Raw genomic sequence first — 12,865 nt, forward strand, 5'->3', positions numbered from 1 at the left:
CTTGGAGACTGGAAAATGATCGCAGGAGCAAGCATGCACCTCACAGCTCCGCATCCGGTGGGTGCAATTTGGCTCTGTCACCTTATCTATGCGATGAAGCGCTACGGTTTGACTTGCAGGAAAATCATACCATATGCCGTCACGGCACAATGACAGACCAAAGGAGCAAAACATGGCAGACATCCTATCCGTGATAGCCAAGGGCAAGGTTGCGGTCGTGACCGGTGCTGCCTCTGGCATCGGCTTGGCCGCCGCCAAGTCCTTCGCGTCCAAGGGCATGTGCGTCGTGCTGGCCGATCTCGGCGGGGACAATCTGGCTGAGGCAGCCCAGGAGGTCGCAGCACTTTCGGAAAACCCGGAAAGTGACGTTGTTGCCATCGAAACCGACGTCAGCAAGCGCGAGGATCTGGAAGCCCTGGAGCGTGCCATTGTTCAGCGCTTCGGTCGCGTTCACCTGCTGATGAACAATGCCGGTATCCAGCCGGGCAGCAGCCTGTTTGGCCCGCAGGCCAATTGGGACAATGTCTTTGCTGTTAATCTGATGGGCGTTGTGCATGGCACGCGGGTCTTCGGTCCGGGCATGATCAACCACAAGGATCCGGCCATCATCATCAACACCGGCTCGAAACAGGGCATCACCACGCCGCCGGGCGATCCGGCCTACAATGTTGCCAAGGCAGGGGTGAAGGCCTTCACCGAAGCCTTGCAGCACGAATTGCGCAACACGCCGAATTGCAACGTCACAGCCCATCTGCTGATCCCGGGCTTTGTCTATACCGGGCTCACCGCCAATGGCCGGGCAGAAAAGCCGGCTGCTGCCTGGACGTCTGAACAGACGGTCAATTTCATGCTGGAAAGCATAGGCCGAGGCGATTTCTACATCCTTTGCCCGGACAACGACGTCGATCGGGCAACGGACGAAAAGCGCATTGCCTGGGCTGCCGGCGACATCATCGAAAACAGGCCACCGCTGTCGCGCTGGCATCCAGACTATGCCGAGGCCTTCAAGGCGTATCTCGCAAAGTAGGCGCCGGATTGGCAAGCATCACGAAGCTCGATAAGGATGGACAATCCGGCCTTATCGGGCTTTTTGATTTTTGGTGTCATTCATGGATTTCGTTCCCAGCCTGCCGACATTCCTCGCCTTCAGCCTCGCCATTCTGCTCCTGGCGCTGACGCCCGGACCCGACATGACACTGTGGATCAGCCGGTCCCTGCGCGACGGCCGCTCGATCGGCCTGATGGTTCTGGCCGGCACCAGCTTCGGTATCTCCATTCACACGATCCTGGTCGCCTTCGGCATCTCCGCGTTGATCGTCGCGTCGCCAACCGCCTTCATGATGCTGAAGACCGGCGGGGCTGCCTATCTCTTGTGGCTGGCGATCCAAGCCATTCGCCATGGCTCGAACTTCGTCGTCAAGGCCGATGGCGACAGCGAAGCCTCGCGGCTGAACGCCTTCGTCAACGGCCTGTGGGTCAATCTGCTCAACCCCAAGGTCATCATCTTCTTCATGACCTTCCTGCCGCAATTCGTTACCGCCGACGATCCGCATGTCACCGGCAAACTGGTCTTCCTCGGCCTTTGGTCGATCATCCTGTCGCTGCCGATCGGCATAGCGATCATCTTCGGTGCGGATTTCCTCTCCGGCTGGCTGCAGGCCAATCGCAAGATCCTGCGCGGCATCGACTACACCTTTGCCGGCGTCTTCTCGATCTTCGCCGCCAAGATCCTGATGACCCAAGCCAAGTGACAGTCTGAAACGAAAAAGGCTGCAACGCAAAAGCGGGCCGAAGCCCGCTTTTTAATCCTCGTCGTCGGTGCCGTGATTGGCGATCATCATCGCCTCGAAAGCGAGCCGCTCGGTCTTGCGCATACGCTCCGATTCCGACTTCAACTGGCCGCAGGCAGCCAGAATGTCGCGGCCACGCGGCGTGCGGATCGGTGAGGCATAGCCGGCTGCATTGATGAAATCGGCAAACTTTTCGATCTGCTCCCAGTCCGAACACTGGTAATTGGTGCCCGGCCACGGATTGAACGGGATCAGGTTGATCTTGGAAGGCACGCCCTTCAACAGCTTGATCAGCCCCTTGGCATCTTCCAGGCTGTCGTTGACGTCCTTCAGCATCACATACTCGAAGGTGATGCGACGGGCGTTCGACAGACCCGGATAGTTGCGACAGGCCTCGATCAGGTCCTTCAGCGGATACTTCTTGTTGATCGGCACCAGCAGGTCGCGCAGGTCGTCGCGCACCGCATGCAGGGAAATCGCCAGCATGACGCCGATCTCTTCGCCGGTCTTGTAGATTTCCGGCACGACGCCCGAGGTGGAGAGCGTGATGCGACGCTTCGACAGCGACAGCCCATCGCCATCGGATGCGATCAGCAGCGCCTTCTTCACTTCCTCAAAATTGTAGAGCGGCTCGCCCATGCCCATCATCACGACATTGGTCACCTTGCGATCGCTCGACGGCACCATGCCGCCTTGTGGCACGTCGCGATCCGGGAAGTCGCCGAGCCGGTCGCGCGCCAAAAGCAACTGCGACAGGATTTCCTCGGCAGTCAGGTTGCGCACAAGCTTCTGCGTCCCGGTGTGGCAGAAGGTACAGGTCAGCGTGCAGCCGACCTGGCTGGAAATACAGAGCGTGCCTCGTCCCTCTTCTGGAATGTAGACTGCCTCGATCTCGACCGGCCGACCGGCTCCGCGTGGCGGAAAACGCAGCAGCCATTTGCGGGTGCCGTCGTTCGAAATCTGCTCTTCGACAATCTCCGGCCGGGCAATGGTGAAATGCGTCTTCAGCATTTCGCGCATGTCCTTGGACACATTGACCATGGCGTCGAAGTCGGAGACACCGCGCACATAGACCCAGTTCCAGATCTGCGCGACGCGCATCTTGATCTGCTTTTCCGGCACGCCCTTTTCGCGAAGCGCCGCCCCCAATGTGTCGCGGTCCATGCCGATCAGGCTCGGTTTCTCGGCCATGGCGCCAGGGCGCTGGGCTGGCGCAACGGTGCGAGGACGCTCGGAAAGGGTGTCGGTGGCGGACATGGTTCAAACCTCTTGCCGATATCAGGACCGTCACCGGCGGGCGGCGATCAATGTTCGGCGATGCATGAATGCTGGACTTTGCAATGCGGAACATGGTCGCGCATTCGACTTTGATGCGGGGCAATATCAGCTTTTTCGGCCGCCGTCACCCCGCAGCGCTGCGGTCGACACGAAAGCCTTAACGGCGAAAGGGGCCGGCAACGCCGACCCCATGCTAACGATGAGACAAAAGGATGTTTACTTGCAGCCTTCGATCTTCTTCAGAGCCGCCGAAATGCCCGACAGCGAATAGCTGTAGTTCGTGCCCGTACCGCGTGCCGACGTCGCCTTGACCGTCATCGACTTGCCGGTCTTCATCGCAGCAACCAGTGCCGGTTCCTCGGCCGCATTCTCGACCCAAGCCGAGGTGTCCTTGACGAATAGGACGAAGTTCTTGTCATCGATCGTCACATTGACTTTCGAATCGCCCTTCATCGCATAACCCATCATCGCCTGCGGCTCGTACGATATGTTCTGGCCGGGGCGCTGCGACACGACGAAGAAGATATCGCCATGATTGACACTGGCCGGTTCTTTGGTCGTCGGGACCGACAGAACGTAGCAAACAGTGCCACCGTTGGATTTATAGGAATAAGCACCCCAGGCCTTGAACTGCTCGATACGCGTCGGCGATTGCGCGACGGCGAGCCCGCTGCTTGCCAGGATCAGTGCCAGTGCGGCTACGCTACTTCTTACAAACATGTCTTCCTGCCGGTTGTTTCCATCCATCGCCCAGTCACAAAACCGGACGCTCTTCGTCAAAACCTGTGTTCAGTTTGACTTAATTTACCTTACCAAAACGTGAACGAAGGACGCCTTCTTGTCACAAACCGCGTCGTCGAACTGAATTTGGCGCCCGAAATCCGGCAAAAATCACCCGATATGGACATTGGCTCCCGACAGCGATGTAGAAAGAGCAAATCAGGCAAGAGTTAGGCTGATCTGATTTTTCGTCAGCGATCTTGGTAGCGCTTAGGCGTTCTTGCCGGGACCTTCGGCTTTTTCCGCCAATATTTCGTCCGCAGCGTCATAGTGCCGCTCCTTGATATGCCTGTTGATCAGCGCAAATGCGGCCGTCAGCACAGCGACGTCGTCGGTAAAACCGATAAAGGCAAACACATCCGGAACGGCATCGAGCGGCAGGACGAAATAACCCAGCGCAGCCAGCAAAATGCCGCGCGCACGGAACGGCGTCTCCCTGTCCGTTGCGCAATAGAACGCAGCAACGACATCCCGCGAGAACGGGATCTGGCGAGCGGCTTTTTTCAAGGTCGGCCAGAAGCGACTGCGAACCTTCGCCTCCTGCCGCTCCTGCGTTTCTTCGTCGCCCGGCAACAGAATTTCGCCGATTTTCACGTCATCCATCGTCCATCGATTCCTTCGTTTGGACCCTGAAAAGATATGTGGATGGACTGCGGCAGTTTCAATCTTCCTGCGCGGCCGCCATATCCATGAGAACGGCCAGCTTGAAATCCAGTTCCGTCAGGCCTCCGGCGGAATGCGTGGTCAGCGCCACATCGACCCGCTTGTAGACATTGGACCATTCGGGGTGATGGTCGAGCTTTTCGGCAGCAAGGGCCGCTTCGGCCATGAAGCCGAACGCCTGGCGAAAATCGCGAAAGACATAGTGCTTCTCGATCGCGGCACCCGCGCGCCCGATCGACCATCCCTTGAGTTCACCAAGGCGGGCAGCGATTGCCGCATCGTCCAGTTTCTCATATTTCATCTCTTCACCTCCCAATGGAATGTGCCGATGAACACACCCTCGATCCTTTTTGTCTGTCTCGGCAATATCTGCCGTTCGCCGCTGGCCGAAGGTATCTACCGGCACCTCGTCTCAGCCGAGACCTATGCAGGCCAGATCGCCTCTGCCGGTATCGGCGGCTGGCATGCAGGCGATCCGCCGTACCGCCGCTCCATCGAGACAGCCCGCCAATATGGCATAGATATTTCGACGCAGAGGGCAAGGCAGGTCAAGCAGCAGGATTTCGCCGCGTTCGATTTGATTCTCGCCATGGACAGCAGCAACCTTGGGCGCCTGCAGGCGCTGGCGCCCCGTGAATATCAGGACCGGCTGCATCTGTTCAGCCGTTATGCGACGTCAACCGATGTCGATATCCCGGATCCCTACTATGGTGGACAGGCCGAATTCGACGCTGTCTACACCATGCTCTTTTCTGGCTGCAAAGCCTTGGTCGCAAAATTCGCCACCGAACGGTTTTCGTGAAGCGGAAAGACTTCCTCGGTCAGATAAGGCCCACCCCCCACCGATTCCCTCGACGACAGCAATACGAAGCGCGGCGCAATGAAGGGAACGGTATGGAAATCGCCGCGACCGCTCAAGTAATGCACCACATCCTCGAGACGAGACTGCTTGAGGCGTGCCAGGGTCACATGCGGGGTGAACTTTCGCGGGTCCGGAGGAAGCCCTATCCGCTGGCAAATCCGTTCTATCTCGCCCTGCAGCGCATACATCTCCGGTACCGGCGTAACGCCGGCCCAGATCGAATGCGGTTTCTTCGAACCGAAGGAACCGATACCATTCAGCGAGAGAGAGAATTCCGGTCGGTCAATCCGGTCGAGACGATCGACGATTTCATCAGCCGTGCGTCCGTCCACATCCCCGATGAAGCGCAAGGTGATGTGATAGTTCTCCACATCAATCCACCGGGCGCCGGGCAGACCACCCCGCAACAATGAAAGGCTCATCGCCGCATTGCGGGGAATTTCGAGGGCAGTGAATAATCTCGGCATCGCGAGCTCCCCGAATCTTTTGCAGATGCTCACAGCGAATCACGCAATGCCATCAGGCGCAAGCGCTTATTTAGACTTACCCTCAACGCTTTTCACCAGCTCTTCAGCCAGCGGCAGCATCCGCTGCGCCATCACGGCCAGCCCTTTGGTGTTGGGATGCATGCCATCCTCCAACAAAAGACTGCGCTCGGTAATCACACCATCGAGGATGAACGGATAGAGCGGCAGCGCGTGTTTCGCAGCGAGACGAGGATAGATAGCATTGAATGTTTCACCGTATTGCGCGCCCATATTCGGCGGTGCGAGCACGCCGACGAGAAGAATGGGGATTCCACGCGCCTTCAGGCGGCTGATGATCTGGTCGAGATTTTTTTCCGACTGATCCGGCGGGATTCCGCGCAAGGCGTCATTTGCCCCAAGCTCAAGGATCACGCCATCGGTCCCGTCGGGAACCGACCAGTCCACGCGCGACAGGCCGCCAGACGTGGTGTCGCCTGAAAAACCGGCATTGGTGATGACGACATCATGGCCTTTTGCCACCAGCGCGCGCTGCAACTGGGCCGGCAGCGCATCTTCCTGCGGCAATTGATAGCCGGCCATCAAGCTGTCGCCGAAGCCGACCAGTTGCACTGGCTCGGCGGCAGCGAGCCGGGCGGCACCCAGCGTTGCCATCAGGATCACGGTGAAATGAAGGGCTACGGCTTTAAATCTCATCATGGCTTTCCTAGATTGCCGTCAGGTCGCATCCTGCGGCAACGAATTTGATTTCCCATAGATATAGGACGGCCGCGCGTGAGAAAAACCATCATCGAACTCAAAAGCGCCGATCTCACTCTGGGCAATGCTGCTGCCTCCGTCCACGTCCTGAAAGATATTGATCTCACCATAGCCGAAGGCGAAGCTGTGGGCATCATTGGTCCCTCCGGCTCAGGCAAATCGACGCTGCTGATGGTTCTGGCCGGTCTGGAACGATTGGACAGCGGCGAAATTCATGTCCGCGACACGGCGCTGCACGCGCTTGGCGAAGATGCGCTGGCCGATTTTCGCGGCAAGAATATCGGCATTGTCTTCCAGTCCTTCCACCTGATTGCCAATATGACGGCGATCGAGAATGTTGCAGTTCCGCTGGAACTCGCCAATGTTCGCAATGCCTTCGACATCGCCCGCAAGGAACTGGAGGCTGTCGGCCTGGGTGAGCGCCTGAACCACTATCCCGGACAATTGTCCGGCGGCGAGCAGCAGCGCGTCGCCATTGCCCGCGCCCTGGCGCCGTCCCCCGCCGTTCTGATTGCCGACGAGCCGACAGGCAATCTCGACACCGAAACCGGTCGCCAGATTGCTGATCTGCTGTTTTCCAAGCAGGCCGAGCGGGCCATGACGCTGGTGCTGGTGACCCACGACAACGCGCTGGCAGCCCGTTGCTCGCGCCAGGTCCGCGTTGCATCCGGCAAGATTGCCGGCGACAGCGCCGCTGAAACCAGCCGCCCGACCGCGGTGCCCGCATGAGCGGTTTTGCATCACGGGTGAAGATCGCCTTCCGCATCGCGCTTCGCGAATTGCGCGGCGGCCTCAAGGGCTTCTACATTTTCCTCGCCTGCATCGCGCTGGGAACCGGCGCCATCGCCGCCGTCAATTCCGTCTCGACCGCCATCACCGATGCGATTTCCTCGGAAGGCCGCACGCTGCTCGCCGGCGACATGCGTTTCGAACTCAACAACCGGGAGGCCAGCGCCGAAGAACTGCGCTTCCTGCAGGGACTGGGCACCGTTTCGCTGACGACGGCGCTGCGCTCGATGGCGCGCCTGCCGGACGGTGCGGATCAGTCGCTGGTCGAACTCAAGGCTGTTGACGACGCCTATCCGCTCTATGGCCGTTTCACGGCCGAACCCGACCAACCCTTGTCAGAGCTCCTTGCGCAACGCGACGGCACTTACGGCGCAGTCGTTGCACAGTTGCTGCTCGACCGGATGAACATGGCTGTCGGCGATGAGATCCTGGTTGGCAACGCCCGCTTCCGGATCAACGGCGTGATCGTCAATGAGCCGGATTCCATTTCGGATGGCTTCGGCTTTGCACCGCGCTTCCTGACCAGCCGCACCGCGCTGCTGGCAAGCGGCCTGACAGAGACCGGCAGCCTCGTCGAACAAGCCTACAAGGTTCGCTTCAGCGACCCTGCGCCCGATCCGGCAATGATACGGCAACGCGCCCAGACGGAACTTCCCAATGCCGGCTGGTCGATCCGCAGCAGCGATCGTGCAGCACCGGCGCTGACGGAAAACATCGAGCGCTTCTCACAGTTCCTGACATTGGTCGGCCTCACGGCCCTGGTGGTCGGTGGCGTCGGCGTCGCCAATGCCGTGCGGGCCTTCCTCGACTCCAAACGGACCGTCATCGCCACGCTAAAATGCGTTGGCGCTCCGGCATCCGTGGTCGTCATGGTCTATCTGATCCAGATCACGCTGGTCGCCTCGGTCGGCATCCTGATCGGGCTGGCCCTTGGCGCCATTGCCCCACCGATCACGGCCAGCTATCTGGCCGGCATCCTGCCGATCTCGACGGAAGCGACGCTCTATCCGCGCGCGCTGCTGCTTGCTGCCCTCTTCGGCATCCTGGTAACGCTCGCCTTTGCCATCCTGCCGCTCGGCCACGCACGCAGGGTTCCGGCAACGGCCCTGTTCCGCGAACAGGGCTTCGAAACCCGTGGCCTGCCATCCTGGCCTTATATTCTTGCGACCGCTCTGGCGCTGGCAGCGCTCGCAGCCCTTGCGATCTATTCCTCGGAAGAAAAGCGCATTGCGACGGTTTTCCTCATTGCCATGGCTGCAGGATTTGTCCTCTTGCGCGTGGTTGCCTATCTGATTGCGCTGGCCGCGCGCCGCAGCCCGCGGATCCATTCGGCAGCGCTGCGTCTCGCCGTCGGCAACATCCATCGGCCGGGCGCCCTGACGCCGGCCGTAACGCTGTCGTTGGGACTGGGCCTGAGCCTTTTGGTGGCGCTGGCGCTCATCGACGGCAACCTGCGCCGTGAACTGACCGGCAATCTGCCGGACCGTGCACCGAACTTCTTCTTTGTCGACATTCAAGGAAGTGAACTAGACAGCTTCCGGAGCCTCGTCCAGCGCGAGGCCCCCGAGGGCAAGCTGGTCGAAGTGCCGATGCTGCGCGGCCGTATCCTGGCACTGAACGGCACGGATGTCGCCAAGATCAACGTGCCGCCGGAAGGCCGCTGGGTGTTGCGCGGCGATCGTGGCCTCACCTATGCCCGCAACGTACCGGAAAACAGCAGCGTGACGGAAGGCACGTGGTGGCAGGACGGCTACGCCGGCGAGCCGCTCGTCTCCTTCTCCGAACAGGAAGGCCGGGAGCTCGGTCTGAAGATCGGCGACACCGTGACCGTCAATGTGCTCGGCCGCAGCATCACCGCGAGGATCGCCAATTTCCGCAAGGTTCAGTGGGAAAGCCTGTCGATGAACTTTGTCATGGTCTTCTCCCCCAACACGTTCGCCGGTGCGCCGCATGCCTGGCTGGCAACCCTGATCGACGGCGAGGCGACGGCCGCCGAGGAAGCCACGATCCTGCGTTCCGTCACGCAGGCCTTCCCGACGATCACCACCGTGAGGGTCAAGGATGCTCTGGAGGTGGTAGACCGCCTGGTTGGGCAACTTGCCACGGCGATCCGGTCTGCAGCGGCCCTCGCCCTGATTGCATCGGTGCTCGTGCTGTCAGGCGCTCTTGCCGCCGGCAACCGCGCGCGAACGCATGATGCGGTCATCCTGAAGACGCTGGGAGCCACGCGCGCCATGCTGATCCGCGCATTCACCTACGAATATATGCTGCTTGGCGCAGCAACCGCCCTGTTCGCCCTCATCGCCGGCGGTGGCATCGCTTGGTATGTATTGAGCCAGATCATGAAGCTTCCATCCAACTTCCTGCCCGATGTCGCTGTGATGACAATCCTCATTGCTCTTGTGGTCACCATCGGCATAGGTCTGGCAGGCACCTGGCGCATTCTCGGACAGAAAGCAGCTCCCGTTCTGCGTGAACTTTAGGTCAGAAACAAAACTTCTGACACACTTGACGCACGGTCGGGCGGATTACCGCGATTTAAGCTTTCGGCTCTTGTCCAAGACCCGGGAACACCTCATATTGTTGTTACGCATGCTGAGCTCCGCAGCGGCGCCCGGACATTTAGTCCGCACCGTCATCCATCGGAGCTTGAAAGAGGAAACCAATGTCTGAACTTCGCAACTATCAGAGCCGTGCGGGCCAGACCCAGTCGGCGACGATGATCGACGAAGGTCTGCGCGCCTACATGCTCAAGGTTTACAACCTCATGGCGCTGGGCCTTGCCATCACCGGTATTGCCGCTTACGCAACCTTCCAGATGGCCGTGTCCAGCCCGGCATTCGCCCAGGCGATCTACGGTTCGCCGCTGCGTTGGGTCGTGATCCTGGCACCCGTCGCCATGGTGTTTTTCCTGAGCTTCCGCATCCACAAAATGAGCGTCGCTTCTGCGCAGATGACCTTCTGGGTCTATGCCGCCCTGATGGGCCTGTCGCTGTCGTCGATCTTCCTGATCTACACCGGCGCCAGCATCGTCCAGACCTTCTTCGTCACGGCCGCGTCCTTCGGTGCCCTGTCGCTGTATGGCTACACCACCAAGCGTGACCTCTCGGCCATGGGCTCGTTCCTGATGATGGGTCTGTTCGGCTTGATCATCGCATCGGTCGTGAACATCTTCATGGCCTCTTCGGCGCTCGACTTCGCCATCTCGGTGATCGGCGTGCTGATCTTCGCCGGCTTGACCGCCTATGATACGCAGGCGATCAAGGCTGCCTATGCTGAATCCGATAGCCAGGAGACGGCTGGCCGCAACGCCATCATGGGCGCGTTGCGCCTCTATCTCGACTTCATCAATCTGTTCCTGTTCATGCTGCGCTTCCTCGGAAACCGCAACTGACCAGTACCGACTTCGGCTCTGCCTATAGTCATGGAAACCCCTGCTTCGGCGGGGGTTTTTTATTGCCTGATCCGCCAGTCTCTGCAAACGGCAGACACAAAAAAGCCTCCGGTTCGCACCGGAGGCTTTTTAGAGGTGACCCATGAGAGGATCGGCTTATGCCGCTTCTTCTTCCTGGGTGTCTTCTTCTTCAATGGTCTTGCCACGCTTCGGGCCCTTGGCAAGATTGACCTCGACCAGACGCACGGCCTCGGTTTCGGACATCTTGTTCACGGCGGCGATTTCCCGCGCCATGCGGTCGAGAGCAGCTTCATACAGCTGACGCTCGGAGTAAGACTGCTCCGGCTGGTTCTCGGCGCGGTAGAGGTCGCGGACGACCTCTGCAATCGAGATCAGGTCGCCGGAATTGATCTTGGCATCATATTCCTGAGCCCGACGCGACCACATGGTGCGCTTGACGCGAGCCTTGCCCTGTACAACCTTGAGAGCGCGCTCGACAAAGTCGGTTTCGGACAGCTTGCGCATACCGATGCTCACGGCCTTGGCAACCGGAACCTTCAAGCGCATCTTGTCCTTTTCGAAATCGATAACAAAAAGCTCAAGCTTCATGCCGGCCACTTCTTGCTCTTCGATAGCGGTGATGGTACCGACGCCATGTGCCGGGTAGACAATCGACTCGCCGGTCTTGAAACCGTGGCGTGCCGAGGATTTTTTCTGCTGGGTCGTCATTCGATTCAAAAACTCCCTGTTTTGCTCCCGGCATAATGCCGGCGCCGGGTCGGTCAGGCCCGGATGAGATGGAAGAAACCGCCAGGTTATTCCATCCTGATCCAATACGTCACAAAACAAACATCCCCCTCGTCGCGACAGAGACACGACACGCAAATGTCGTTTATGTCACGGAGACCGCGGTCGATGGTGAAGTTGCTTTCGTGATGTTTCTGGGCACAACTATGCCGCAAAGTGGAACAGTTTTAAGAGGCTATCACAAAAAGACGAGGAAATCAATATTTTACTGTCGACCGTCACAATCATGGCGAACTTGGCGCCTGATGGGACGCCAATAAGCCAAAAAACTGTGCAACGGGCAATTTGCCAAATAGGCAACTCCGGCCGAAAGCTCAATCACCGGAACCCGGTTCCTCAGAGAAGTATTTCTCGAATTTACCGGCGACGCCATCCATTTCTTTGGCTTCAGGCATCGGCTCTTTCTTGACCGTGATATTCGGCCAGATCTTCGCATAATCCGTATTGATCTTGAGCCACTTATCGAGACCCGGCTCCGTATCCGGCTTTATAGCCTCAGCCGGACATTCCGGTTCGCAAACACCACAGTCGATGCATTCATCCGGATGGATGACGAGGAAGTTCTCGCCTTCATAGAAACAATCGACCGGGCAGACCTCGACACAATCGGTGTATTTGCAGCGAATGCAATTGTCTGTGACGATATAGGTCATGCGGCACTCCAGAATGGCGTTAGGCACGGGTGGGAAACGACTGCATTGTTGCATTCCGGGCCATTTGCCCAGACGTAACACCTGTGTCCCCATCGGTAAGGTCTATTGGACAGCGTTGTGAGCTACTGTGTTCTCAAGCTCAAGGCAAGGATTATCAATTCGCTATTTAGCCGCAACGGCCACAAATTTTCTAATCATCGCCCCAGTCCGGCCCGGAGCGCAAATCTTCGATCGCCCGACGGTCTCTTTTGGTCGGCCGGCCGGCGCCGGGTGCGCGCACGGCCTGTTCCATCGGTGAGAAGGCGTCTCTTTTCTTCGGCGGCGGCGAAACGTCCTCATAGAGGTGACGGGCCTCCTCGTAGGGACCACGCCTTTCGCCTGGCAAACGCACCACCAGGATCAGCTGCCGCTCTCCCACATTGATCTCCAGCCGATCACCAGGCTTGATCTGATAGCTGGGTTGCCGCACGGGCTGGCCATTGACGCGCACATGCCCGCTCGCCACACGCGCCTGAGCAAGGCTGCGTGATTTTGTCACACGGGCGAAGAACAGCCACTTGTCGATGCGCTGACGCGAACCGGTGTGTGACTGTTCCTCGTCCATC

General features: G+C 59.1%; 15 protein-coding genes. 6 read left to right on the forward strand and 9 right to left on the reverse strand.

Features of this window, described 5'->3' with window-relative positions; translation table 11 throughout:
- The first annotated feature begins 172 nt into the window (after positions 1–172).
- Complete coding sequence (locus LQ231_RS00745) at positions 173–1,027, forward strand: SDR family NAD(P)-dependent oxidoreductase (protein WP_230169904.1); 855 nt, start codon at positions 173–175, stop codon at positions 1,025–1,027.
- 82 nt (positions 1,028–1,109) lie between these two features.
- Positions 1,110–1,751 (forward strand): LysE family translocator, encoded by a 642-nt coding sequence (locus LQ231_RS00750; protein WP_230169905.1) that lies wholly within the window; start codon positions 1,110–1,112, stop codon positions 1,749–1,751.
- A 51-nt stretch (positions 1,752–1,802) separates the two neighbouring features.
- On the opposite strand, the gene rlmN is transcribed toward LQ231_RS00750, so the two are convergent.
- From rlmN to LQ231_RS00770, 4 genes are all read right to left on the reverse strand, one after another.
- Complete coding sequence (rlmN, locus tag LQ231_RS00755) at positions 1,803–2,981, reverse strand: 23S rRNA (adenine(2503)-C(2))-methyltransferase RlmN (RefSeq protein WP_230173194.1); 1,179 nt, start codon at positions 2,979–2,981, stop codon at positions 1,803–1,805.
- Between the two features lie 303 nt (positions 2,982–3,284).
- Complete coding sequence (locus tag LQ231_RS00760) at positions 3,285–3,788, reverse strand: invasion associated locus B family protein (RefSeq protein WP_113142874.1); 504 nt, start codon at positions 3,786–3,788, stop codon at positions 3,285–3,287.
- Between the two features lie 270 nt (positions 3,789–4,058).
- Entirely contained in the window at positions 4,059–4,451 is a 393-nt protein-coding gene (locus tag LQ231_RS00765) for a YkvA family protein (RefSeq protein ID WP_230169906.1), read from the reverse strand.
- Positions 4,452–4,509: 58 nt separating this feature from the next.
- A complete protein-coding gene (locus LQ231_RS00770) occupies positions 4,510–4,812 on the reverse strand; it encodes a 4a-hydroxytetrahydrobiopterin dehydratase (RefSeq protein ID WP_230169907.1) in 303 nt (100 codons plus the stop codon).
- A 27-nt stretch (positions 4,813–4,839) separates the two neighbouring features.
- On the opposite strand from LQ231_RS00770, the gene LQ231_RS00775 reads away from it, so the two are divergent.
- On the forward strand, positions 4,840–5,313 hold the full coding sequence (locus tag LQ231_RS00775) for a low molecular weight protein-tyrosine-phosphatase (RefSeq protein ID WP_230169908.1): 474 nt from the start codon (positions 4,840–4,842) through the stop codon (positions 5,311–5,313).
- Here LQ231_RS00775 and thpR read toward each other — a convergent pair.
- Both thpR and LQ231_RS00785 read right to left on the reverse strand, forming a co-directional pair.
- Positions 5,247–5,840, reverse strand: a complete 594-nt coding sequence (thpR, locus tag LQ231_RS00780; RefSeq protein WP_230169909.1) for an RNA 2',3'-cyclic phosphodiesterase — start codon at positions 5,838–5,840, stop codon at positions 5,247–5,249. The two genes, LQ231_RS00775 and thpR, sit on opposite strands and share 67 nt — an antisense overlap.
- Before the next feature lie 66 nt (positions 5,841–5,906).
- Positions 5,907–6,554, reverse strand: a complete 648-nt coding sequence (locus LQ231_RS00785) for an arylesterase (RefSeq protein WP_230173196.1) — start codon at positions 6,552–6,554, stop codon at positions 5,907–5,909.
- Between the two features lie 78 nt (positions 6,555–6,632).
- On the opposite strand from LQ231_RS00785, the gene LQ231_RS00790 reads away from it, so the two are divergent.
- The 3 genes from LQ231_RS00790 to LQ231_RS00800 all read left to right on the forward strand — a co-directional run bounded on the left by LQ231_RS00790 (position 6,633) and on the right by LQ231_RS00800 (position 10,800).
- The gene (locus LQ231_RS00790) at positions 6,633–7,346 is read left to right on the forward strand and encodes an ABC transporter ATP-binding protein (RefSeq protein ID WP_230169910.1); all 714 of its coding nucleotides are present in this window, start codon (positions 6,633–6,635) and stop codon (positions 7,344–7,346) included.
- Positions 7,343–9,889: an ABC transporter permease gene (locus LQ231_RS00795; RefSeq protein ID WP_230169911.1), complete on the forward strand. Its 2,547-nt coding sequence runs from the start codon at positions 7,343–7,345 to the stop codon at positions 9,887–9,889. The genes LQ231_RS00790 and LQ231_RS00795 overlap by 4 nt, the downstream gene beginning before the upstream one ends.
- A 182-nt stretch (positions 9,890–10,071) precedes the next feature.
- Positions 10,072–10,800, forward strand: coding sequence for a Bax inhibitor-1/YccA family protein (locus LQ231_RS00800; protein WP_230169912.1), 729 nt, complete (start codon positions 10,072–10,074; stop codon positions 10,798–10,800).
- 156 nt (positions 10,801–10,956) lie between these two features.
- On the opposite strand, the gene LQ231_RS00805 is transcribed toward LQ231_RS00800, so the two are convergent.
- The 3 genes from LQ231_RS00805 to LQ231_RS00815 all read right to left on the reverse strand — a co-directional run bounded on the left by LQ231_RS00805 (position 10,957) and on the right by LQ231_RS00815 (position 12,864).
- Positions 10,957–11,529 carry a CarD family transcriptional regulator gene (locus LQ231_RS00805; RefSeq protein WP_113142698.1) on the reverse strand — a complete coding sequence of 191 codons (573 nt, stop codon included), beginning with the start codon at positions 11,527–11,529 and terminating at the stop codon, positions 10,957–10,959.
- 392 nt (positions 11,530–11,921) lie between these two features.
- Complete coding sequence (gene fdxA, locus LQ231_RS00810) at positions 11,922–12,260, reverse strand: ferredoxin FdxA (protein WP_113142699.1); 339 nt, start codon at positions 12,258–12,260, stop codon at positions 11,922–11,924.
- 190 nt (positions 12,261–12,450) lie between these two features.
- On the reverse strand, positions 12,451–12,864 hold the full coding sequence (locus LQ231_RS00815) for an RNA-binding S4 domain-containing protein (RefSeq protein WP_230169913.1): 414 nt from the start codon (positions 12,862–12,864) through the stop codon (positions 12,451–12,453).
- Position 12,865 lies beyond the last annotated feature (1 nt).

It is taken from the genome of Rhizobium sp. CECT 9324 (genome assembly GCF_918741265.1).
GTDB lineage: Bacteria > Pseudomonadota > Alphaproteobacteria > Rhizobiales > Rhizobiaceae > Allorhizobium.

What these genes read in the sequence shown, in the direction of transcription:
- fdxA (WP_113142699.1), bottom strand. Translation starts at nt 12,260, where the DNA reads ATGACCTATATCGTCACAGACAATTGCATTCGCTGCAAATACACCGAT.
- LQ231_RS00775 (WP_230169908.1), top strand. Translation starts at nt 4,840, where the DNA reads ATGAACACACCCTCGATCCTTTTTGTCTGTCTCGGCAATATCTGCCGT.
- LQ231_RS00815 (WP_230169913.1), bottom strand. Translation starts at nt 12,864, where the DNA reads ATGGACGAGGAACAGTCACACACCGGTTCGCGTCAGCGCATCGACAAG.
- LQ231_RS00770 (WP_230169907.1), bottom strand. Translation starts at nt 4,812, where the DNA reads ATGAAATATGAGAAACTGGACGATGCGGCAATCGCTGCCCGCCTTGGT.
- LQ231_RS00745 (WP_230169904.1), top strand. Translation starts at nt 173, where the DNA reads ATGGCAGACATCCTATCCGTGATAGCCAAGGGCAAGGTTGCGGTCGTG.
- rlmN (WP_230173194.1), bottom strand. Translation starts at nt 2,981, where the DNA reads ATGGCCGAGAAACCGAGCCTGATCGGCATGGACCGCGACACATTGGGG.
- LQ231_RS00795 (WP_230169911.1), top strand. Translation starts at nt 7,343, where the DNA reads ATGAGCGGTTTTGCATCACGGGTGAAGATCGCCTTCCGCATCGCGCTT.
- LQ231_RS00760 (WP_113142874.1), bottom strand. Translation starts at nt 3,788, where the DNA reads ATGTTTGTAAGAAGTAGCGTAGCCGCACTGGCACTGATCCTGGCAAGC.
- LQ231_RS00800 (WP_230169912.1), top strand. Translation starts at nt 10,072, where the DNA reads ATGTCTGAACTTCGCAACTATCAGAGCCGTGCGGGCCAGACCCAGTCG.
- LQ231_RS00750 (WP_230169905.1), top strand. Translation starts at nt 1,110, where the DNA reads ATGGATTTCGTTCCCAGCCTGCCGACATTCCTCGCCTTCAGCCTCGCC.
- LQ231_RS00785 (WP_230173196.1), bottom strand. Translation starts at nt 6,554, where the DNA reads ATGAGATTTAAAGCCGTAGCCCTTCATTTCACCGTGATCCTGATGGCA.
- LQ231_RS00805 (WP_113142698.1), bottom strand. Translation starts at nt 11,529, where the DNA reads ATGACGACCCAGCAGAAAAAATCCTCGGCACGCCACGGTTTCAAGACC.
- LQ231_RS00765 (WP_230169906.1), bottom strand. Translation starts at nt 4,451, where the DNA reads ATGGATGACGTGAAAATCGGCGAAATTCTGTTGCCGGGCGACGAAGAA.
- thpR (WP_230169909.1), bottom strand. Translation starts at nt 5,840, where the DNA reads ATGCCGAGATTATTCACTGCCCTCGAAATTCCCCGCAATGCGGCGATG.